This window comes from Virgibacillus sp. Bac332 (assembly GCF_003667785.1).
Taxonomy (GTDB): domain Bacteria; phylum Bacillota; class Bacilli; order Bacillales; family Amphibacillaceae; genus Virgibacillus; species Virgibacillus salarius.
In genome coordinates this window covers 2,626,106-2,644,279 of record NZ_CP033046.1, presented here as the reverse complement: position 1 = coordinate 2,644,279, position 18,174 = coordinate 2,626,106, and the positions used below count along the sequence as shown (strand labels likewise).

The window sequence follows — 18,174 nt, the reverse complement described above, 5'->3', positions numbered from 1 at the left end:
AATTTCTATTAATGATCTTAAATGGAGGGATTAATGTAGTGAAAAGGTCAATCGAAATGTGTCTTTTTGAGGAGGAAGATATCAAAACTGTACAAGAATGGTTTAATGATCACGAGATTCAAAACCGTTTAGAGGGAATGTTACCTCTAATGGAATGGTTTAATAATATAAAAGAGAATACCCAATATTTTGTATGGCTCACCCTTGAATGTAATCAACCAGTAGGTATAGTTATGGTAGAAATAGAAGATGATTGTACAGGCAGTATTGCACTTGCTGTGAAACCGTCTCTCCGTAATAAAGGGTATGGAAGGCTAATTATTGAAAAAACAATGCTTTTGCCAGATATGCAATCTATTAAGAGATGGTATGCAGGAATCGAAGAAGATAATGTCGCTTGTTTGAAATGTTTTGAATCAGTCGGATTTGCATTGCAACATACACAGCCTGATAAACACGGTTTTTACTTACTAATTCGTTAATCCCCCACCTAGGACTGAGCATATTTTCTACTTTATTGCTTTTTTGGTGTTAGATTGAAAATGCAACAACTCTATTTCAATGGGTATCTTGCTTACTACTGTAATATGAAAAACTACTAAATGTACATAATTTATTTAGGAGATTTCAAAAACTATATCAAATAAACTTATATAACAAGATTCTATTCCAAGAATCAGTTCAACTGCTCCGCTTTAAAAGTAAATAATTATTGTTATTTTTAAAATATTTTTGTTTTCTAACGTTAAAAATAGAAAGTAATTACTCAGGTTATTTAGCTCACAAGCAATTGTTTAAGTATCGCTAGGTTCTGATTCCATTACGGCGCTTATCAGTCGCTCCCTATTATGAGATCATGGCAACTTAGTAGGATATATTTATATCCATTAGCACGCTTATTCTAGCCTGCTACAGCTTTTTTAAAAGTGTCTAACTGTCTACACTTAATACTCACGCTATCGACAGTTTCACAAAAACATGCTACAATATAATTGCTATAGTTATATTGCGTGTCTGGTGTCATTGCCAGATGCGCTTTCTTTTTGTATACTATTTTCAAAGTACATCATCCTTTTTTTCAGAACATTCAACCTCATATGACTCTTACATGAATCACCTCCAAAAGTGATAACAATTAATTAATATATACCTACATTGTCATAAACAAAGCGTTCTTCAAATTTCCTTTTATTAACCTTACCGGGAACGACATAATAGCCATCGGCTTTCATTTCTCGATTCAAAGTTCTAACGATGCTATATGCTTTCGATTCTTTCACTTTTAAAATTTCTTGAACATCTTTCACCGTTAAGAATTCATACAACAAATCCACCTCCAAACATTTAACTTTATGTGTATATTTATATAATAAATGAACTAAAAGTTAAAGTCAATACGTTTTTTAACTAAAAGTGTATTTTTTTACTTATTGTTTATAATTTAATATTAAATGATCTTATCGCTAATACTTAAGGATATTAACCACCAAAATGATAAAATTAACATAAAATTTAACGTTATGTAGAATAGGTGATAAATTATGGCATTGAAAATGACATTGGGAGAACGACTTCGTTTGTCAAGAATGAGAAAAAACCTCACTCAAATAGAGGCAGCTAAAAAATTAAATATATCAAATAATGTCCTATCTTCTTACGAACGAGACGCTAGAGATCCAGACACAAAAATGCTCAGATCACTTAGTGAATTATATAATGTCTCTTCAGACTTTCTTTTAGGTTTATCTGATCATCCTGAAAGAAAAAGCCATGAAAGAAAATCACAATTAGATAATGCATTCAGTGAAATTGTACAAGAGTTAACAAACGGAAGTGAGCATTCTATATATATTAATGACGGAGAATTAGACGAAGAAACAATAAAACTTGTAAAAAAAGCACTAAAAAATGGAATGAAACTTGTTGAAGAAATGAGACGAGATGACGAATAAAGATATACAGAGGGCAAATCCTGTTTAAGTTTGTCTTGCTTTAACAGAAAACTCATGTTAAATCTTGTTTCTACATTTCTATTACTAGTTTTCTTAATTGAGTTAATTTCATAATATAGAGCCCTTGGGGCTCAAGACTTTAAAGACATAAAAATTAGAGCACCTCCCCAAATCCTGTATAATGTTAGTTACCACACAAACATAAACAGAGAGGTGAGATGCCCCCTATGTCTATTATACGACAACAAAGCTTGTTTGACATACACGAATTATATGAGATGGAACCTACCCATCATTTTGAAGCTGTTTTTTCAACAATCAATTTGGATCCTATCTTGAATTTATTTGATAAACCTAATAAAGTTGGTGCCCCAAGAGAACTGAATTACGGTGCCATGATCTACTCATTAATCGCTCGTGTGGTGGAGCGAATTGTAACAATCAAAGACCTGATTAGGCGTTTAAAACGTGATCCTATTTTTCGATATGACTGTGGATTTCTTCACTCTGACCAAATTCCTTCTGAAGCTTCTTATTCAAGAATGGTTACTATCATCAGTGAATCAGATGAGATGGAACATATCCATGATGAGCTTATTTTTCTTGCCATCGATGAAGGGCATATCGGCGAAGAAAACATCGCTATTGACGCTACTCATTTCGAGGCAAGAGATCGCGCTCATACATCCGATAAGAAAGAAAGGACAACACCGAAAAAGCGCGGACGCAAACCAAAAGCTGAGCGTGAACAATGGCTCAAAGAAAAACAGGCCGAGGAAGAAGCGCGTCCGATTTATGAAAAAGAAATTGTTCATCAGCTTTCTGAATCAGTGGAAGTGTTGTTGAATGAAGCCCCCATCGAACCAAAATGGGGAGTCAAGAAAAACAGTGATGGAAAAAACATCTTCTGGTTTGGCTACAAAGGTCACTTAGCCGTTAGCACAAAAAGCCAGTACATTCTTGCGGGGATGATGACGTCCGGTAGCCTCAATGATGGAAAGGCAGCCATCCCTTTATTAAAGAAAATTGATCGCGATCTTCCGTCTTTATTTACTGCTGGCCTTTTCGATGCCGGTTACGATTATGAACCAATCTATCAACAATTAATCGATCAGGATCTACAAGCTGTCATTCCATATAACCGACGTAACGAAGGAGAGACGGTTGGTTATGACGAGTACTTCGCACCGACTTGTGTCCTAGAGCATTCCTATCGCTACGACAGCTTCGATCCAAAATACAAGACATTGAAATATACACGTCCGAAGGAATGTGCAACGTGCCCATTACAACACGACTCACTTTGTCAAAAGACTTTTAAAATCAGACAATCTACAGATATCCGAAAGTACACCAATCCCGCAAGGGGATCGAAAAAATGGGATGAACTGTACAAAGAACGTACCGCTGTCGAACGTGTTAATGCCTATTTGAAAGAATTCTTTGGACTGAATAATGTCCGTCACCGAACCGGGAAAAAATCAAGGCTTCACTTCCATTTAGTGACGCTTGTTTATAATGCCTCGAGATTAGCCGCGGATCGGATTAGACTAGAAATGAAACATAAGACGCTAAAAGCTGCATAAATAAAATTGATCTTTATTAAAAAAACTTAAAAATCATCAAGGAACAACTCTATGCATTTTTAAAAACAGCAATTATGAAATTGATTCAATTAGATGAATTAAGAAAAGAAAAATTCAATTACGGGAAACGATAGCATTGTTGAAGATAAATAAGCTTTAATAGACGTATACTGTATCTTATTCTAAATCTTAAAATTCGAATTATAGTTCTATAGTCATTTGAGTTTTATTAGGCTTAACTAAATGAGGAATAACTAATCATTCAATATTATTCAAAAATTATATACTCTGACCTTTTCACGGGAATATTGTTACAAATAATCCAATAGTTTGCTAATATTATTATTAGAAACTTGGAATATTCATACTCTAACATACACATAAAAATTAAAATCTAGGAGGACACATATGCATTCTACCGATATGGAGACAAATTGGACTGAGGTTGCTTGTGCAAGTGCTGCATCATCTTGGAATGGATATAAATATCAGGGAAAAGTAGCAGTATATACTATGCTTTGTCTAATCAATCAACTAGGAGCTAATAATGAGGAAATAAATTCTTACTCTCTTGAAATAGAGCATTTTGAAGATTTTTCTATTAAGTACGACAACCACTACTTTTCAATACATCAAGTAAAGTCGTATCAAGATAAAGAAACTATTCGTGGATTTAAAGTAGCTGTTCTTGAATTATTAGGAAAATCTCTCATTGAACCAACAGTCAAAGAAGCAAATCTTCATACAGCCCTCAACATAAAAGACTTTAATATTAAGGATTTAATAACGGACCTAAAAGCTTATGAACCCAATAAAAAGAAAGACTTATTAAAACATTTTAAAAAGTTGCTATTTGATGAGGATAAGTTCAATGAAGCATGGGATAAACTTAAATTTAATGTGGAGAATGGAACAGTAAATGTTCATAGGGTTGTTCAAGTTGATGAAATTAACGATAAAATAAAAGAACAAATAAAGATATTTCTTCAAAACGATTTACATAGAGATTCATCAACAATTAGTAGTGAGAATATCGATTATGCTTACTCAAATTTACTCCATAAAATTAATAATCTCATAGCTGATATTCATATGAAAAAGCAAACGAATCCAATTATCACATTTACTGAAGTACTAGAGCTTCTTCAGAATGATAGTGTTTTTAATCTAACCAATGAAACAATTGCTAGCTTACTTATGGACGATTTAACTACTTATTTTGAGGAGTACTGTGAAGAACAAGGAATAGATCTCGAATTAGATGTAGAAAAAGCAAAGATTTGGACCCATCATATAGATATATTAAAACTATTGTCACCTGAAGACTTTGTGCTCATTTGTAGGAAAATTTCACCGAACATCTCTATAAAAAAGACAAATTCTATTAGCATAAAAGAATATAAAAGACTTATGGATCAACATGGAGTAAAACAGGTGCTATTTGAGTGTATATTTACTTTCCATCATTTGTTAGAAGCAGCAAAATTTAAAAATGATATTCTCCTAATAAAGAATAGTAAGACATTTAACTTGATTACTCTTATTCTAAATCATGGGAAAAACGCTTGTTCCAAAGTAGGAAAGGATATTTTTAATAATTTTAATCATGATGGAGACCTTTTAGAGCTACTTTTTGAAGTGGAGACCTATATTAATAGATCAATTAATGAGGAGTACACAGGAACCATTACAGAAGTGGAATCGGATATAGAAAAGAAGCAGAAGGAGAAATTTACTGGTCCTAAAAAAATAAAATTTATGGATATTAATACTGCTATGGAGGAATTTAATCCGCATGTATAACCTAATAAAAAGTATTTTCAAAGAAGCAGAATTTGAAATGAATGAAAGAATTAACTTTTCAGCAATAAACTTCTCATTTTTTACAAGAACACATAATAATAAATTTGATTTCTATCTAGTTGCTGACTTTAAAGAGAAAGAAATAAATTTTGACAGTTTAAATGAACAATTAGATCAATGTTTTGAATCAATTCTTGAAGAAATGAATGTAACAGGCATTGATAAGAACCTTTCGTTTCTACTACTACTTGAGACCGAATCTATCAACTATTCAAAAGAACGAAACAGATATATATATAATTTAGAAGAAGATCCTTATGACTATAAGAAATATGTACTAACTTATAGCCAAAATCAGGTTACTGCTTTGGAAAGTTATTTAAAAGAAACAACAAAAGCTTCTCTAACTACAATACTAAATAACCTCTTACAAGATAAAACGTTATTTTCTTCTTTTAAAAAGAAGAAAGAAGATAGCAATATTACTGAAGATCGGGAAATTTTACTGTACGATTTAATAACAAAGATATTCATAAAATTACCATTTCTGAGTGTGAATTTAAAGCAAGAGAGTCTAGTAAGCTTAAAACATGAAATTGACGAAACACTAGGTCAAACTCAAGCAAGAATAGTAAATTTAATCCTTGAACAATATTCAAATGATCCTGAACTCAATATAGAAGGTATCTTAAATAAAATAGGGGCAGAATACAATGAATAATATAATAAAAATCTCAAGAGTCTCCATTGAAAACTTTAAGTCGATAGAAAAAGCATGTCTTGAATTTAATAATCAAACGGTTACAGTTCTTGATGGTCCTAATGGTTTTGGGAAGACTAGTATTTATGATGTCATAGAACTTATTTTAACAGGTAGTATAAGAAGAATTAAACAATTAAAAATAAATGTTGGAAATAGAGGTTATGACGATTACCTGTTTGCTAAAAATCAATCTAAATCAATTATTTTAAAAGTTGAGCTAGAAGTCTTTGATTCTGATTTTAAATTTATTGAAAGAATCATTGTTGGACGAAAGATTGAACCTAATTCACTAAATAGGTCTAAGAAAAAGCCTTACGATTTTGACTATACTGTCCATTTGCTAGAAGATTTTGAAGATAGCTTAACAGATAGAAATAAGTCTACCCAAACTGCAATTGAAGAACAGTTTGGTGTTTCTGATTTAGCTTCTAAGTTCAGTTTATACCATTATATTGAACAAGAGGAATCAAGTCATTTATTGAAAAAAAATGAAAAGGAACGAATGGATTCAATAAGTAAACTTTTTAATATTGAATCTGAAGTGAAAGAACGAGATATTCTTGAAAAAGCTAAAAATAAATTAATCCGTCACAAAACAAGCTTAAAGCAAAAAATTGATGAAATGAACATAGATTCTGTTGCTAGTAAAGAAAATACTCAGTCACCACAAGTTGAATATGCTCAATTGATTAACATCCCTTCTAATAAAATAGTATGGGATCAGAAAATTATTACACCTTTGGATAAAAAAAATAAATCTAAGTATTTAGAACAACTGGAATCTATAAAAGCTCTACTAACTAATTTTGATGAATTTAAGATAGAGTCCCAAAACGAAAAGATTCGAGTTATTGCATCAAAGGAACAAAAACTATCCGCATTGATTATCTTGGGACATTTTGAAAAAGAATTAGACCAAATAAAGGACGACCATAATCTGAAAAAAAAGTTCGAAAATATCAAAATAGAAATTGAGAATAAAGATATCTTTAAAACTGATTTAAATTGGAACTTAGTCTACGAACATTTTAATCTAACCATTAGTAAAGAGGACCTCATTCAAAAGATAAATTTTATTAAAGGATTAAAAACGAATTCAAGTAATCTCTCAAGTATAGTTGAGAAGTTACTTTCAACTAGAAAAGACCTTATGTTAAAGTATGAAGAATTTATTAGAAACAAACAAATTGATGGTAACGATTGTCCACTTTGCGGTAGAGAATGGGAATCCTACCATGACCTCATTACACGAATAGATAACAAAACCAAATTATTAAAAGAGGAACTAGATAATACTTCTACTAATATTCTTAACGAAACAGACCAACTATATGATAAACATTTGGCTCAATTGGTCATCCATTTAGATGAATTTATAAAGAAATCAATTAATGATGCTTTCTTTAACCAAGTTAATGAACATATACTTTTAAATGTTGATATTAATGCAGCTAAGAAGTTCTTTAATGAATTAAATATTGATATTTCCTCTTACTTTAATAAAGAAAAGGATTACGTGAATAATCTAAACGAAAGAGTGGAGAGTATTAAGGAAATATTGTACAGTAAACTTTCTAAAAGTAGATTAGAAATTGATAAATTTAACGAATATAAAGAAATTTATAGCAATATTTTTAATAAGAACGAGTTATTACTTCAAGATATAAATATTGCAAAAATTGATAAAAAGAAACAATATATTGAGTATATGTACTATATGCAAGTTAATGAATCTTTTATCAAGCATCAAAAATTAGTTAATCAATTTCATCTAGTAACTGAATCCATAGATTCTCTTAATGATTCAATTGGTATCTACAATGAGAAAATAAATGGATACCGTGCTCAGATGATTAATGAAATTGAAATACCATTTTATATTTATAGCGGGAAAATAATACAAAATCATCAAAGAGGTATAGGGATATTCATTAAAGAAGATCCAAATGAGCAAAACAATGACCCTCAATTAAAGGCGATAAATTTTGTACCACCTGAGAAAACTGATCATGATATAATGCATTCATTTAGTTCCGGTCAGTTGTCAGCAACCGTACTGGCTTTTTCTTTAGCGTTAAATAAGGTCTATAATAATAGTGGCCTCGGAACTTTACTAATAGATGACCCAATTCAAACTATGGATGAAATAAATATGGCATCATTTGTTGAATTGCTAAGAAATGATTTCTCAGATAGACAAATTATTTTATCCACTCATGAAGATAAGATATCAATGTATATCCGTTATAAATTTGCAAAATACGGACATAGAACTGGGAATATAAATGTTAAAAAAGAATTTTATTAATAAAAGTATGAAAACTACTAATATTTCTATAGTGGTTTTCATATTTTTTTATATACTTTTCACACAATAAAATGAGCAGTAGCAAAAAATATGAGGTGAGAAAATGGATTTAGAAACCCATTATAAAAATGAAGTAATTGGAGCTGTAAATACATTTATTCAAATGATTAATCAAGCGGATAAGTGGAATCCAGAAGGTAAAAAAATAATAGAAAACAACTGGCATTATCGTTTACAGGATAACAATACGTTCTTAGCAAAATTAAAAATAAATGGAGCTGATGAAGTGCTCTCTTTTCAAAAATCTGAATGGAAAAATTTAAGTGTAAATATGCTTGGAAACTATAAATTGAAAGAGCTATATTTAAGATTATCCAGACAAGATTAATAATGAAGAAAATAAAACAGATTTTATAAACTATTGCACGAAAAAATATATAAAAGAAAATTCTTATAAAAAACATATCTGAATCAATTTCATAATTGCTGTTTTTAAAAATGCATAGAGTTGTTCCTTGATGATTTTCAAGTTTTTTTAATAAAGATCAATTTTATTTATGCAGCTTTTAGCGTCTTATGTTTCATTTCTAGTCTAATCCGATCCGCGGCTAATCTTGAGGCATTATAAACAAGCGTCACCAAATGGAAGTGAAGACTTGATTTTTTCCCGGTTCGGTGACGGACATTATTCAGTCCAAAGAATTCTTTCAAATAGGCATTAACACGTTCGACAGCGGTACGTTCTTTGTACAGTTCATCCCATTTTTTCGATCCCCTTGCGGGATTGGTGTACTTTCGGATATCTGTAGATTGTTTGATTTTAAAAGTCTTTTGACAAAGTGAGTCGTGTTGTAATGGGCACGTTGCACATTCCTTCGGACGTGTATATTTCAATGTCTTGTATTTTGGATCGAAGCTGTCGTAGCGATAGGAATGCTCTAGGACACAAGTCGGTGCGAAGTACTCGTCATAACCAACCGTCTCTCCTTCGTTACGTCGGTTATATGGAATGACAGCTTGTAGATCCTGATCGATTAATTGTTGATAGATTGGTTCATAATCGTAACCGGCATCGAAAAGGCCAGCAGTAAATAAAGACGGAAGATCGCGATCAATTTTCTTTAATAAAGGGATGGCTGCCTTTCCATCATTGAGGCTACCGGACGTCATCATCCCCGCAAGAATGTACTGGCTTTTTGTGCTAACGGCTAAGTGACCTTTGTAGCCAAACCAGAAGATGTTTTTTCCATCACTGTTTTTCTTGACTCCCCATTTTGGTTCGATGGGGGCTTCATTCAACAACACTTCCACTGATTCAGAAAGCTGATGAACAATTTCTTTTTCATAAATCGGACGCGCTTCTTCCTCGGCCTGTTTTTCTTTGAGCCATTGTTCACGCTCAGCTTTTGGTTTGCGTCCGCGCTTTTTCGGTGTTGTCCTTTCTTTCTTATCGGATGTATGAGCGCGATCTCTTGCCTCGAAATGAGTAGCGTCAATAGCGATGTTTTCTTCGCCGATATGCCCTTCATCGATGGCAAGAAAAATAAGCTCATCATGGATATGTTCCATCTCATCTGATTCACTGATGATAGTAACCATTCTTGAATAAGAAGCTTCAGATGGAATTTGGTCAGAGTGAAGAAATCCACAGTCATATCGAAAAATAGGATCACGTTTTAAACGCCTAATCAGGTCTTTGATTGTTACAATTCGCTCCACCACACGAGCGATTAATGAGTAGATCATGGCACCGTAATTCAGTTCTCTTGGGGCACCAACTTTATTAGGTTTATCAAATAAATTCAAGATAGGATCCAAATTGATTGTTGAAAAAACAGCTTCAAAATGATGGGTAGGTTCCATCTCATATAATTCGTGTATGTCAAACAAGCTTTGTTGTCGTATAATAGACATAGGGGGCATCTCACCTCTCTGTTTATGTTTGTGTGGTAACTAACATTATACAGGATTTGGGGAGGTGCTCTAATTTTTATGTCTTTAAAGTCTTGAGCCCCAAGGGCTCTATATTATGAAATTAACTCATCTAAAAAATGAAACGAAATAATAACTTAAATCGTATTATTTATAACAGAATATTCCTAATATACTAATATATAGGCGTCTTGAAATAGCAAAAAACATAAATCAAGGAGTGGATACTTATTTTTACCAGAGACAGCATCAAAGAAGAAGTAAATGCAATAATCGATCACTATCAAACAAATGATGTTTATAAACTATGCAATCGTTTTTGTATAAAGATTCAAGCAAGTGATCTAGGACAGGCAAAAGGAATTCTTCAATATTGCTACGCTCAGCCTCTAATCCATATCAATCCTAGAGTCAAAAATAAAAACTTTTGTATCGCCTATATGCTAGGTCATTTCTTTTTCAATTTTAATCCAGACCAATCTGTTCTTTTCATCAAAATGAATAATCCAGAAACCATTGTATTTGCTACAGAATTGGTTTTAACTGATGAAATATTATTTTCACAATTAAGTAAAATCAGTACAATTTCATTAAAGGAAATAGCAAGTTTCTTTAATTTACCGATTCAAGCAATAAAAATAAAATTAGATGGGATATCAAATAACAGGATTATTTTTTCATGCATTTAAACAGAACATACATTCTAAGCATTTCTTTACTTTAATACTTATATTCATACAAGCTATTAAGGAGGAATTAAACAAATGCCTGTTTACAAAGATAAGAACGCTAAGAAAAACAAATGGTATTACTCTTTCAGCTACAAAGAGAGTAATAAGTATAAAAAGAAACTAAAACGTGGATTTAAAACTAAAAAAGAAGCCGAAAATGCAATGATTGAAGCTATGGATTCAGTAAATAAAGGAACATATATCGAACCTTCCAAAACTTTATATAGAGATTTTATGGATAGTTGGCTACAGGACAAAAAAATAAACGTAAAGAAAAGCACCTATTCTAATTATCAATACCTTGTAGAAAACTTCATATTAGTTTCACTTGGAGATATAGAATTACAAAAAATCACCCCCAGAGAAATCCAGACTCTCTATAATAATCTTAAAGAAAATAAAAGACTTTCTTCTGAAAACATTAGGAAAATCCACACTATTATTAACGATTCTTTAAATAAAGCATTTAAATGGGGAATGATTAATAGAAATCCAGCTACTTTGGTAGATGCACCGAAAGTTATAAAAAAAGAAGTTGAGGTGTGGAATCAAGATGAGATTAACATTTTTTTAAATGTGAATCAATTTCATAATTGCTGTTTTTAAAAATGCATAGAGTTGTTCCTTGATGATTTTTAAGTTTTTTTAATAAAGATCAATTTTATTTATGCAGCTTTTAGCGTCTTATGTTTCATTTCTAGTCTAATCCGATCCGCGGCTAATCTCGAGGCATTATAAACAAGCGTCACTAAATGGAAGTGAAGCCTTGATTTTTTCCCGGTTCGGTGACGGACATTATTCAGTCCAAAGAATTCTTTCAAATAGGCATTAACACGTTCGACAGCGGTACGTTCTTTGTACAGTTCATCCCATTTTTTCGATCCCCTTGCGGGATTGGTGTACTTTCGGATATCTGTAGATTGTCTGATTTTAAAAGTCTTTTGACAAAGTGAGTCGTGTTGTAATGGGCACGTTGCACATTCCTTCGGACGTGTATATTTCAATGTCTTGTATTTTGGATCGAAGCTGTCGTAGCGATAGGAATGCTCTAGGACACAAGTCGGTGCGAAGTACTCGTCATAACCAACCGTCTCTCCTTCGTTACGTCGGTTATATGGAATGACAGCTTGTAGATCCTGATCGATTAATTGTTGATAGATTGGTTCATAATCGTAACCGGCATCGAAAAGGCCAGCAGTAAATAAAGACGGAAGATCGCGATTAATTTTCTTTAATAAAGGGATGGCTGCCTTTCCATCATTGAGGCTACCGGACGTCATCATCCCCGCAAGAATGTACTGGCTTTTTGTGCTAACGGCTAAGTGACCTTTGTAGCCAAACCAGAAGATGTTTTTTCCATCACTGTTTTTCTTGACTCCCCATTTTGGTTCGATGGGGGCTTCATTCAACAACACTTCCACTGATTCAGAAAGCTGATGAACAATTTCTTTTTCATAAATCGGACGCGCTTCTTCCTCGGCCTGTTTTTCTTTGAGCCATTGTTCACGCTCAGCTTTTGGTTTGCGTCCGCGCTTTTTCGGTGTTGTCCTTTCTTTCTTATCGGATGTATGAGCGCGATCTCTTGCCTCGAAATGAGTAGCGTCAATAGCGATGTTTTCTTCGCCGATATGCCCTTCATCGATGGCAAGAAAAATCAGCTCATCATGGATATGTTCCATCTCATCTGATTCACTGATGATAGTAACCATTCTTGAATAAGAAGCTTCAGAAGGAATTTGGTCAGAGTGAAGAAATCCACAGTCATATCGAAAAATAGGATCACGTTTTAAACGCCTAATCAGGTCTTTGATTGTTACAATTCGCTCCACCACACGAGCGATTAATGAGTAGATCATGGCACCGTAATTCAGTTCTCTTGGGGCACCAACTTTATTAGGTTTATCAAATAAATTCAAGATGGGATCCAAATTGATTGTTGAAAAAACAGCTTCAAAATGATGGGTAGGTTCCATCTCATATAATTCGTGTATGTCAAACAAGCTTTGTTGTCGTATAATAGACATAGGGGCATCTCACCTCTCTGTTTATGTTTGTGTGGTAACTAACATTATACAGGATTTGGGGAGGTGCTCTAATTTTTATGTCTTTAAAGTCTTGAGCCCCAAGGGCTCTATATTATGAAATTAACTCATGTAGCTAAGGATTCACGTTATTATCATGCTTTCCTTTTAGCGTTGACAACTGGAATGAGACAAGGAGAAATACTTGGTTTACGATGGAAAGATATCGATATTGAAAATGAAACTATCTCAATAGTTCAGACATTATCTCACAAAGGTCAAGAATTAAGCGTAGGAGCTAAAACCAATTCAGGGAACAGAAGAATTTCTATTGATAGTAATACTCTTTCTCAGGTTTTAAAACATCGTACCCTCCAAGAAGAAGAAATGATGGTAAACAGTCCAGTCTATAATAGTCAAAATGATTTAGTTGTAAGAACTAGCACAGGATTACCTCTTTCACCAAGAAATTTATTACGATCCTTCTACTCAATTATAGATAAATCAGGAATTAAAAAAATTCGCTTTCATGATCTTCGCCATACTCACGCAAGTCTTTTATTAAAACAGGGTGTTAATCCTAAGATAGTATCGGAACGTTTAGGACATGCAAATGTTAGAATTACCCTTGATACTTATAGCCACCTGCTACCAAATTTACAAAAGGAAACGGTTAATAATTTCAGTAAAATGTTCTATCAAAATTAGTAGTCATTCGTATCAATTTCGTATCAATTATTAAAATCAATAAAAAACACCGCCTTTTCAAAAGGTGGTGTTTTAGTTCCAAACATTGTTATATCAATAGTTTGAAGGTATGATTCCGATTGGGCTCGAACCAACGACCTCCACCCTGTCAAGGTGGCGCTCTCCCAGCTGAGCTACGGAATCGCATTAATAAATACTGGTTACTCTATTAATATACTGTCTCTTCCTCTATTCTGTCAATCACTTCTTTTTAGGTTATAAACTTTTTATAACGTTGCCAAGTAAAGTAAGTGATATTTCTTCCAATCCAAACATTAATATATTAAGAAAATGTGAAAATCTTAATTCTGAACTCTACTTTTAAAATTTAGCTACAACATAAATTAATACAGCCTCTTTCTTGTTTTAATAGACAATACTAATCGTATTAAAAATGAATTGAGAGTGTAGTTCAATTGCTATCAAATTTTATCATTTATATCTCTACATTTATCTTGGTATACGCTCCCTAAAAAAGATGAATATAGTTACTCAAATTTTTCTATATAAACATGTAAATAAACTTCACGCATTCTGAGAATTAACCATTATAATAATTAAACTAATTGTATTATTCTTTATTACTTTCGTTTATTCGCAAACACCTGCCACTAGCTTATAATTTTTTCAAATTACTTCTTTTCTGAAATACTCCATCCCCCCGTAAAAGATGATCAAACCTCCAAATTCCTTCGTCACTCGAAATAGGATGTTGGATAAAAAAATTTTTTCCATTTATAATAGTAGAAAACTACTTTGGGGAGGGTCATCGTGAGAACAGTCTTATCTTTTTTAAAACCATATAAGCTCCCTGCTATTCTCGCCTATATGCTGATGCTAATTGAATTAGCGGTTGAGCTCTTACTTCCTTTCTTCCTGGGGAAAATGATTAACAATGGTGTGGTAAATCAAGATATTGGAAATATTGTGATGTGGGGCGGTATTATGATTGGTCTCGCATTCACTGCATTTATCGCTGGAATTATTAATTCATTTTATGCGTCCCATGTTAGCTGGGGATTTGCCCATGATATCCGAGAGAGATTATTTGCAAAGATTCAGGAATTTTCCTTTGCAAATTTGCATAAATACCCTACATCTGGTTTAATGACACGCTTTACCAATGATGTTAGGCAAATTCAGAATACTATATTTATGATATTGCGAATTATGTCCAAAGCACCTCTAATTGTTATTGGTGGTGTCACGATGGCATTTATTGTCAACGCAAAGCTTGCACTGATCTTTCTAGTGACTGTTCCAATATTAATTGGTTTTATTTTATGGGTATTAAAAATAGCCAGTCGCCTGTTTAATAATGTACAGAAAAGTATAGATAACGTCAATCGAGTCATGCAAGAAAATCTAGCAGGTATGCGATTAATTAAGGCTTTCTTCCGAAGAAACCATGAAAAAACTCGCTTTACAGAAGCAAATAAAGAGCTTGCGAGCCGCACTCGTTTCACTTTTCGTTTTGTGGAATCATCTATGCCAGTGCTACTATTCGTTATGAACTTAAGCCTTATTTTTATTATTTGGTTTGGAAACACTCAAGCCATAGCTGGGGAAACCAATGTAGGTGACGTAGTAGCAATCGTAAACTACGCCATGCGAGTAGCGATGTCTATCTCGATGTTCACCTTTATCATTATGGGTTTATCTAGGATGAAGGCCTCCGCAGATCGCATCAGTGAAGTCCTTCACCTAAAGGTAGACCTAAAAGATACCAATGAATCGGATACCACCTTAAAGGTGAGTCATGGTTCTATCACGTTTCGGGACGTTTCCTTTTCTTACCCAGACAGTGACAAACAGGTGATTGATCACGTTAGCTTTACTGTGGAAGCCGGAGAGCGCCTCGCAGTGATTGGTTCAACAGGTGCAGGAAAAACATCATTATTCCAATTGATTCCTAGGTTATATGACGCCAAAACGGGACAGATAAAAATTGATCATAAAGAAATACAAGCTTATTCATTAGATCATTTACGTGGTAGCATTGGATATGTTCCACAAAGTCCACTGCTATTTACTGGTTCAATTACGGACAATATTGCTTGGGGAAAAAACGACGCAACAACTGAAGAGATTACGCAAGCCGCCAAGGATGCGCAAATACACGATACCATTATGGAATTAGATCAGCAATATGCTACTCGAGTTGGACAAAAAGGAGTAAATCTATCTGGAGGGCAAAAACAGCGCATATCTATTGCTCGTGCACTCATTCGTAAGCCAAAGATCTTGATGTTAGATGATAGTACAAGTGCCCTTGATTTAACAACAGAATCACATTTACTTACTGCAATCGATAGTTATGACTGTACGACATTAATTATAACGCAAAAAATCTCTACAGCGATGCGTGCAGATCGTATTTTATTACTGGATGAAGGCAAAATGCTAGCCATTGGTTCCCATGAGAAATTACTGGAAACGTCTGAACTGTATCAACGCCTAGTAGAGTCGCAATTTGGAAAGGAGTACGCAAATGCGAAATAATCAATTAAAGCAGCCTTTTCAATATGAAAAAATCCCAATAGATACAATTCAAGTAACGAGTAATAAAAAAGCAAAAGACACGGCTGGTACAATAAAACGAATCTGGGCTTATCTTGCAAGAGAAAAAGTGAAGCTTACGTTAATTATTCTGATGGTTATTGCAAGTTCTAGCCTCAGTCTACTCGGTCCTTATATGATTGGTATGGCGGTCGATGATTTTATTGTTACGAAGGAAAGTGCTGGATTAGCCGCTTTGTTAATTTGGCTTGTTTTTATCTACTTATTTCATTCGCTAGCCATCTTCTTACAAAATTTTTGGATGATTGGCGTAGCCCAAAACACTGTTTACGCATTACGATCCGATTTGTTTCATCAATTCCATCATCTACCAATCGCCTATTTTGATAAAAGGCAGCATGGTGAATTAATGAGTAGAATTACCAATGATATTGACAATGTAAATAATACGTTAAATCAATCAGTTATCCAAATATTTTCCAGTGTCCTTACGCTAATTGGAACAATTGGCGTCATGCTATATCTCAGTCCGATATTGACAGTTGTTACAATGACAATCGTACCGGTAATGTTTATTGGCATGCGCTGGATCACAAAGCGAACTGGCCCATTATATAAACTGCAACAAAAAAACCTTGGTGAAGTAAATGGCTATGTCGAAGAGATTGTTTCTGGACAGCATATTGTCAAAACCTTTTCTCAGGAGAAACGAGTTATGCAAGAGTTTGAGACACGTAATAAGGATTTAAATAAAGCAGGATTTTGGGCACTAACGTTTTCTGGATTCATTCCGAAGGTCATGAACATGCTTAACTTCCTTAGCTTTGGGCTAATTGCTTTAATAGGTGGTATTTTAGCGATACAAGGACAAATCACTGTTGGTATCATTGTCATTTTCACAGAATATGCTCGGCAGTTCACTCGCCCGTTAAATGAATTATCTAATCAATTTAATATTCTTTTATCTGCTGTAGCTGGTGCTGAGCGAGTATTTGGAGTATTGGATGAGAAGCAGGAAGAAGCAGATGAAATTACTGCCAGAAGCATTGATCGTACGAATGGTAATATTGTCTTTGATCACGTTTCATTTGGATACGAAGAAAGCATCATTTTAAATAACATCAATTTGGAAGCAGCGTCTGGTGAGACAGTTGCGCTTGTCGGGCATACAGGTGCTGGAAAAACAACCATCATTAACCTTATATCACGCTTTTATAACTATGACAAAGGAGAAATTCGTCTAGACGGTATCCCGCTTAAGAACATAAAACGATCCAGTCTAAGAAAACATATGGCTTTTGTATTGCAAGATTCCTTTCTATTTCATACAACGATACGAGAAAACATCCGCTATGGTCGACTAGAAGCAACGGATGCAGAAGTGACTCAAGCTGCTAAGGATGCAAACGCATATGATTTTATCAAAAAATTACCTAATGGCTATGATACTGTGCTTGATCAAGAAGGTAGCGGCATTAGCCAAGGACAAAAGCAGCTACTCACTATTGCTCGTGCACTACTAGCTGAGCCTTCGATTTTAATTCTTGATGAGGCAACTAGTAATATTGATACAATTACCGAACTGAAAATTCAAGATGCACTAAAACGCCTGATGAATGGTCGAACAAGCTTCGTTATAGCACATCGTTTGAACACAATACAAGAAGCGGATAAAATCATTATGTTAGAGCATGGGCAGATCATTGAACAAGGAAGTCATGAAGAACTTCTTGCCCAAAAAGGGAAATATCATCAACTATTTACTGGCCAACTATTGGAGAATGCCAACTAACTTTGTTTTACTAATTAAG

General features: G+C 33.6%; 15 protein-coding genes and 1 tRNA gene. 12 read left to right on the top strand and 4 right to left on the bottom strand.

The window, feature by feature from the left end:
• The first annotated feature begins 38 nt into the window (after positions 1-38).
• The gene (locus tag D9782_RS12540) at positions 39-482 is read left to right on the top strand and encodes a GNAT family N-acetyltransferase (RefSeq protein WP_240455734.1); all 444 of its coding nucleotides are present in this window, start codon (positions 39-41) and stop codon (positions 480-482) included.
• Between the two features lie 657 nt (positions 483-1,139).
• Here D9782_RS12540 and D9782_RS12535 read toward each other — a convergent pair.
• Positions 1,140-1,334 (bottom strand): ICEBs1 excisionase, encoded by a 195-nt coding sequence (locus D9782_RS12535; RefSeq protein ID WP_371413950.1) that lies wholly within the window; start codon positions 1,332-1,334, stop codon positions 1,140-1,142.
• 207 nt (positions 1,335-1,541) lie between these two features.
• On the opposite strand from D9782_RS12535, the gene D9782_RS12530 reads away from it, so the two are divergent.
• The 6 genes from D9782_RS12530 (at position 1,542) to D9782_RS12505 (ending at position 8,800) form a co-directional block, all read left to right on the top strand.
• A complete protein-coding gene (locus tag D9782_RS12530) occupies positions 1,542-1,952 on the top strand; it encodes a helix-turn-helix domain-containing protein (RefSeq protein WP_240455732.1) in 411 nt (136 codons plus the stop codon).
• Positions 1,953-2,179: 227 nt separating this feature from the next.
• Positions 2,180-3,538, top strand: a complete 1,359-nt coding sequence (locus D9782_RS12525; protein ID WP_121604902.1) for a transposase — start codon at positions 2,180-2,182, stop codon at positions 3,536-3,538.
• Between the two features lie 408 nt (positions 3,539-3,946).
• On the top strand, positions 3,947-5,341 hold the full coding sequence (locus tag D9782_RS12520; RefSeq protein WP_121604901.1) for an ABC-three component system protein: 1,395 nt from the start codon (positions 3,947-3,949) through the stop codon (positions 5,339-5,341).
• On the top strand, positions 5,334-6,062 hold the full coding sequence (locus D9782_RS12515; RefSeq protein ID WP_121604900.1) for an ABC-three component system middle component 1: 729 nt from the start codon (positions 5,334-5,336) through the stop codon (positions 6,060-6,062). The genes D9782_RS12520 and D9782_RS12515 overlap by 8 nt, the downstream gene beginning before the upstream one ends.
• Positions 6,055-8,412 carry an AAA family ATPase gene (locus tag D9782_RS12510; RefSeq protein WP_121604899.1) on the top strand — a complete coding sequence of 786 codons (2,358 nt, stop codon included), beginning with the start codon at positions 6,055-6,057 and terminating at the stop codon, positions 8,410-8,412. Before D9782_RS12515 ends, D9782_RS12510 begins: the two co-directional genes overlap by 8 nt.
• Before the next feature lie 103 nt (positions 8,413-8,515).
• Complete coding sequence (locus tag D9782_RS12505; RefSeq protein WP_121604898.1) at positions 8,516-8,800, top strand: hypothetical protein; 285 nt, start codon at positions 8,516-8,518, stop codon at positions 8,798-8,800.
• 167 nt (positions 8,801-8,967) lie between these two features.
• Here the strand turns inward: D9782_RS12505 and D9782_RS12500 are convergent, their stop codons facing one another.
• Positions 8,968-10,326, bottom strand: coding sequence for a transposase (locus D9782_RS12500; RefSeq protein WP_121603749.1), 1,359 nt, complete (start codon positions 10,324-10,326; stop codon positions 8,968-8,970).
• 230 nt (positions 10,327-10,556) lie between these two features.
• On the opposite strand from D9782_RS12500, the gene D9782_RS12495 reads away from it, so the two are divergent.
• Positions 10,557-11,033 (top strand): ImmA/IrrE family metallo-endopeptidase, encoded by a 477-nt coding sequence (locus D9782_RS12495; protein WP_121604897.1) that lies wholly within the window; start codon positions 10,557-10,559, stop codon positions 11,031-11,033.
• 75 nt (positions 11,034-11,108) lie between these two features.
• Positions 11,109-11,681: a tyrosine-type recombinase/integrase gene (locus D9782_RS12490; RefSeq protein ID WP_121604896.1), complete on the top strand. Its 573-nt coding sequence runs from the start codon at positions 11,109-11,111 to the stop codon at positions 11,679-11,681.
• A 59-nt stretch (positions 11,682-11,740) separates the two neighbouring features.
• Here the strand turns inward: D9782_RS12490 and D9782_RS12485 are convergent, their stop codons facing one another.
• Positions 11,741-13,099: a transposase gene (locus tag D9782_RS12485; RefSeq protein WP_121604346.1), complete on the bottom strand. Its 1,359-nt coding sequence runs from the start codon at positions 13,097-13,099 to the stop codon at positions 11,741-11,743.
• 114 nt (positions 13,100-13,213) lie between these two features.
• On the opposite strand from D9782_RS12485, the gene D9782_RS12480 reads away from it, so the two are divergent.
• Positions 13,214-13,804: a site-specific integrase gene (locus tag D9782_RS12480; RefSeq protein ID WP_121604895.1), complete on the top strand. Its 591-nt coding sequence runs from the start codon at positions 13,214-13,216 to the stop codon at positions 13,802-13,804.
• A gap of 110 nt (positions 13,805-13,914) precedes the next feature.
• On the opposite strand, the gene D9782_RS12475 is transcribed toward D9782_RS12480, so the two are convergent.
• Positions 13,915-13,987 (bottom strand) — tRNA-Val (locus D9782_RS12475).
• 627 nt (positions 13,988-14,614) lie between these two features.
• Between D9782_RS12475 and D9782_RS12470 the strand changes: the two genes are divergently transcribed.
• Together D9782_RS12470 and D9782_RS12465 are read left to right on the top strand one after the other, a co-directional pair.
• Entirely contained in the window at positions 14,615-16,345 is a 1,731-nt protein-coding gene (locus D9782_RS12470; protein ID WP_121604894.1) for an ABC transporter ATP-binding protein, read from the top strand.
• The gene (locus tag D9782_RS12465; RefSeq protein ID WP_121604893.1) at positions 16,335-18,155 is read left to right on the top strand and encodes an ABC transporter ATP-binding protein; all 1,821 of its coding nucleotides are present in this window, start codon (positions 16,335-16,337) and stop codon (positions 18,153-18,155) included. The genes D9782_RS12470 and D9782_RS12465 overlap by 11 nt, the downstream gene beginning before the upstream one ends.
• The last annotated feature ends 19 nt before the right edge of the window (positions 18,156-18,174 follow it).

What these genes read in the sequence shown, in the direction of transcription:
- D9782_RS12530 (WP_240455732.1), top strand. Translation starts at nt 1,542, where the DNA reads ATGGCATTGAAAATGACATTGGGAGAACGACTTCGTTTGTCAAGAATG.
- D9782_RS12525 (WP_121604902.1), top strand. Translation starts at nt 2,180, where the DNA reads ATGTCTATTATACGACAACAAAGCTTGTTTGACATACACGAATTATAT.
- D9782_RS12520 (WP_121604901.1), top strand. Translation starts at nt 3,947, where the DNA reads ATGCATTCTACCGATATGGAGACAAATTGGACTGAGGTTGCTTGTGCA.
- D9782_RS12515 (WP_121604900.1), top strand. Translation starts at nt 5,334, where the DNA reads ATGTATAACCTAATAAAAAGTATTTTCAAAGAAGCAGAATTTGAAATG.
- D9782_RS12510 (WP_121604899.1), top strand. Translation starts at nt 6,055, where the DNA reads ATGAATAATATAATAAAAATCTCAAGAGTCTCCATTGAAAACTTTAAG.
- D9782_RS12505 (WP_121604898.1), top strand. Translation starts at nt 8,516, where the DNA reads ATGGATTTAGAAACCCATTATAAAAATGAAGTAATTGGAGCTGTAAAT.
- D9782_RS12500 (WP_121603749.1), bottom strand. Translation starts at nt 10,326, where the DNA reads ATGTCTATTATACGACAACAAAGCTTGTTTGACATACACGAATTATAT.
- D9782_RS12490 (WP_121604896.1), top strand. Translation starts at nt 11,109, where the DNA reads ATGCCTGTTTACAAAGATAAGAACGCTAAGAAAAACAAATGGTATTAC.
- D9782_RS12485 (WP_121604346.1), bottom strand. Translation starts at nt 13,099, where the DNA reads ATGTCTATTATACGACAACAAAGCTTGTTTGACATACACGAATTATAT.
- D9782_RS12480 (WP_121604895.1), top strand. Translation starts at nt 13,214, where the DNA reads ATGAAATTAACTCATGTAGCTAAGGATTCACGTTATTATCATGCTTTC.
- D9782_RS12465 (WP_121604893.1), top strand. Translation starts at nt 16,335, where the DNA reads ATGCGAAATAATCAATTAAAGCAGCCTTTTCAATATGAAAAAATCCCA.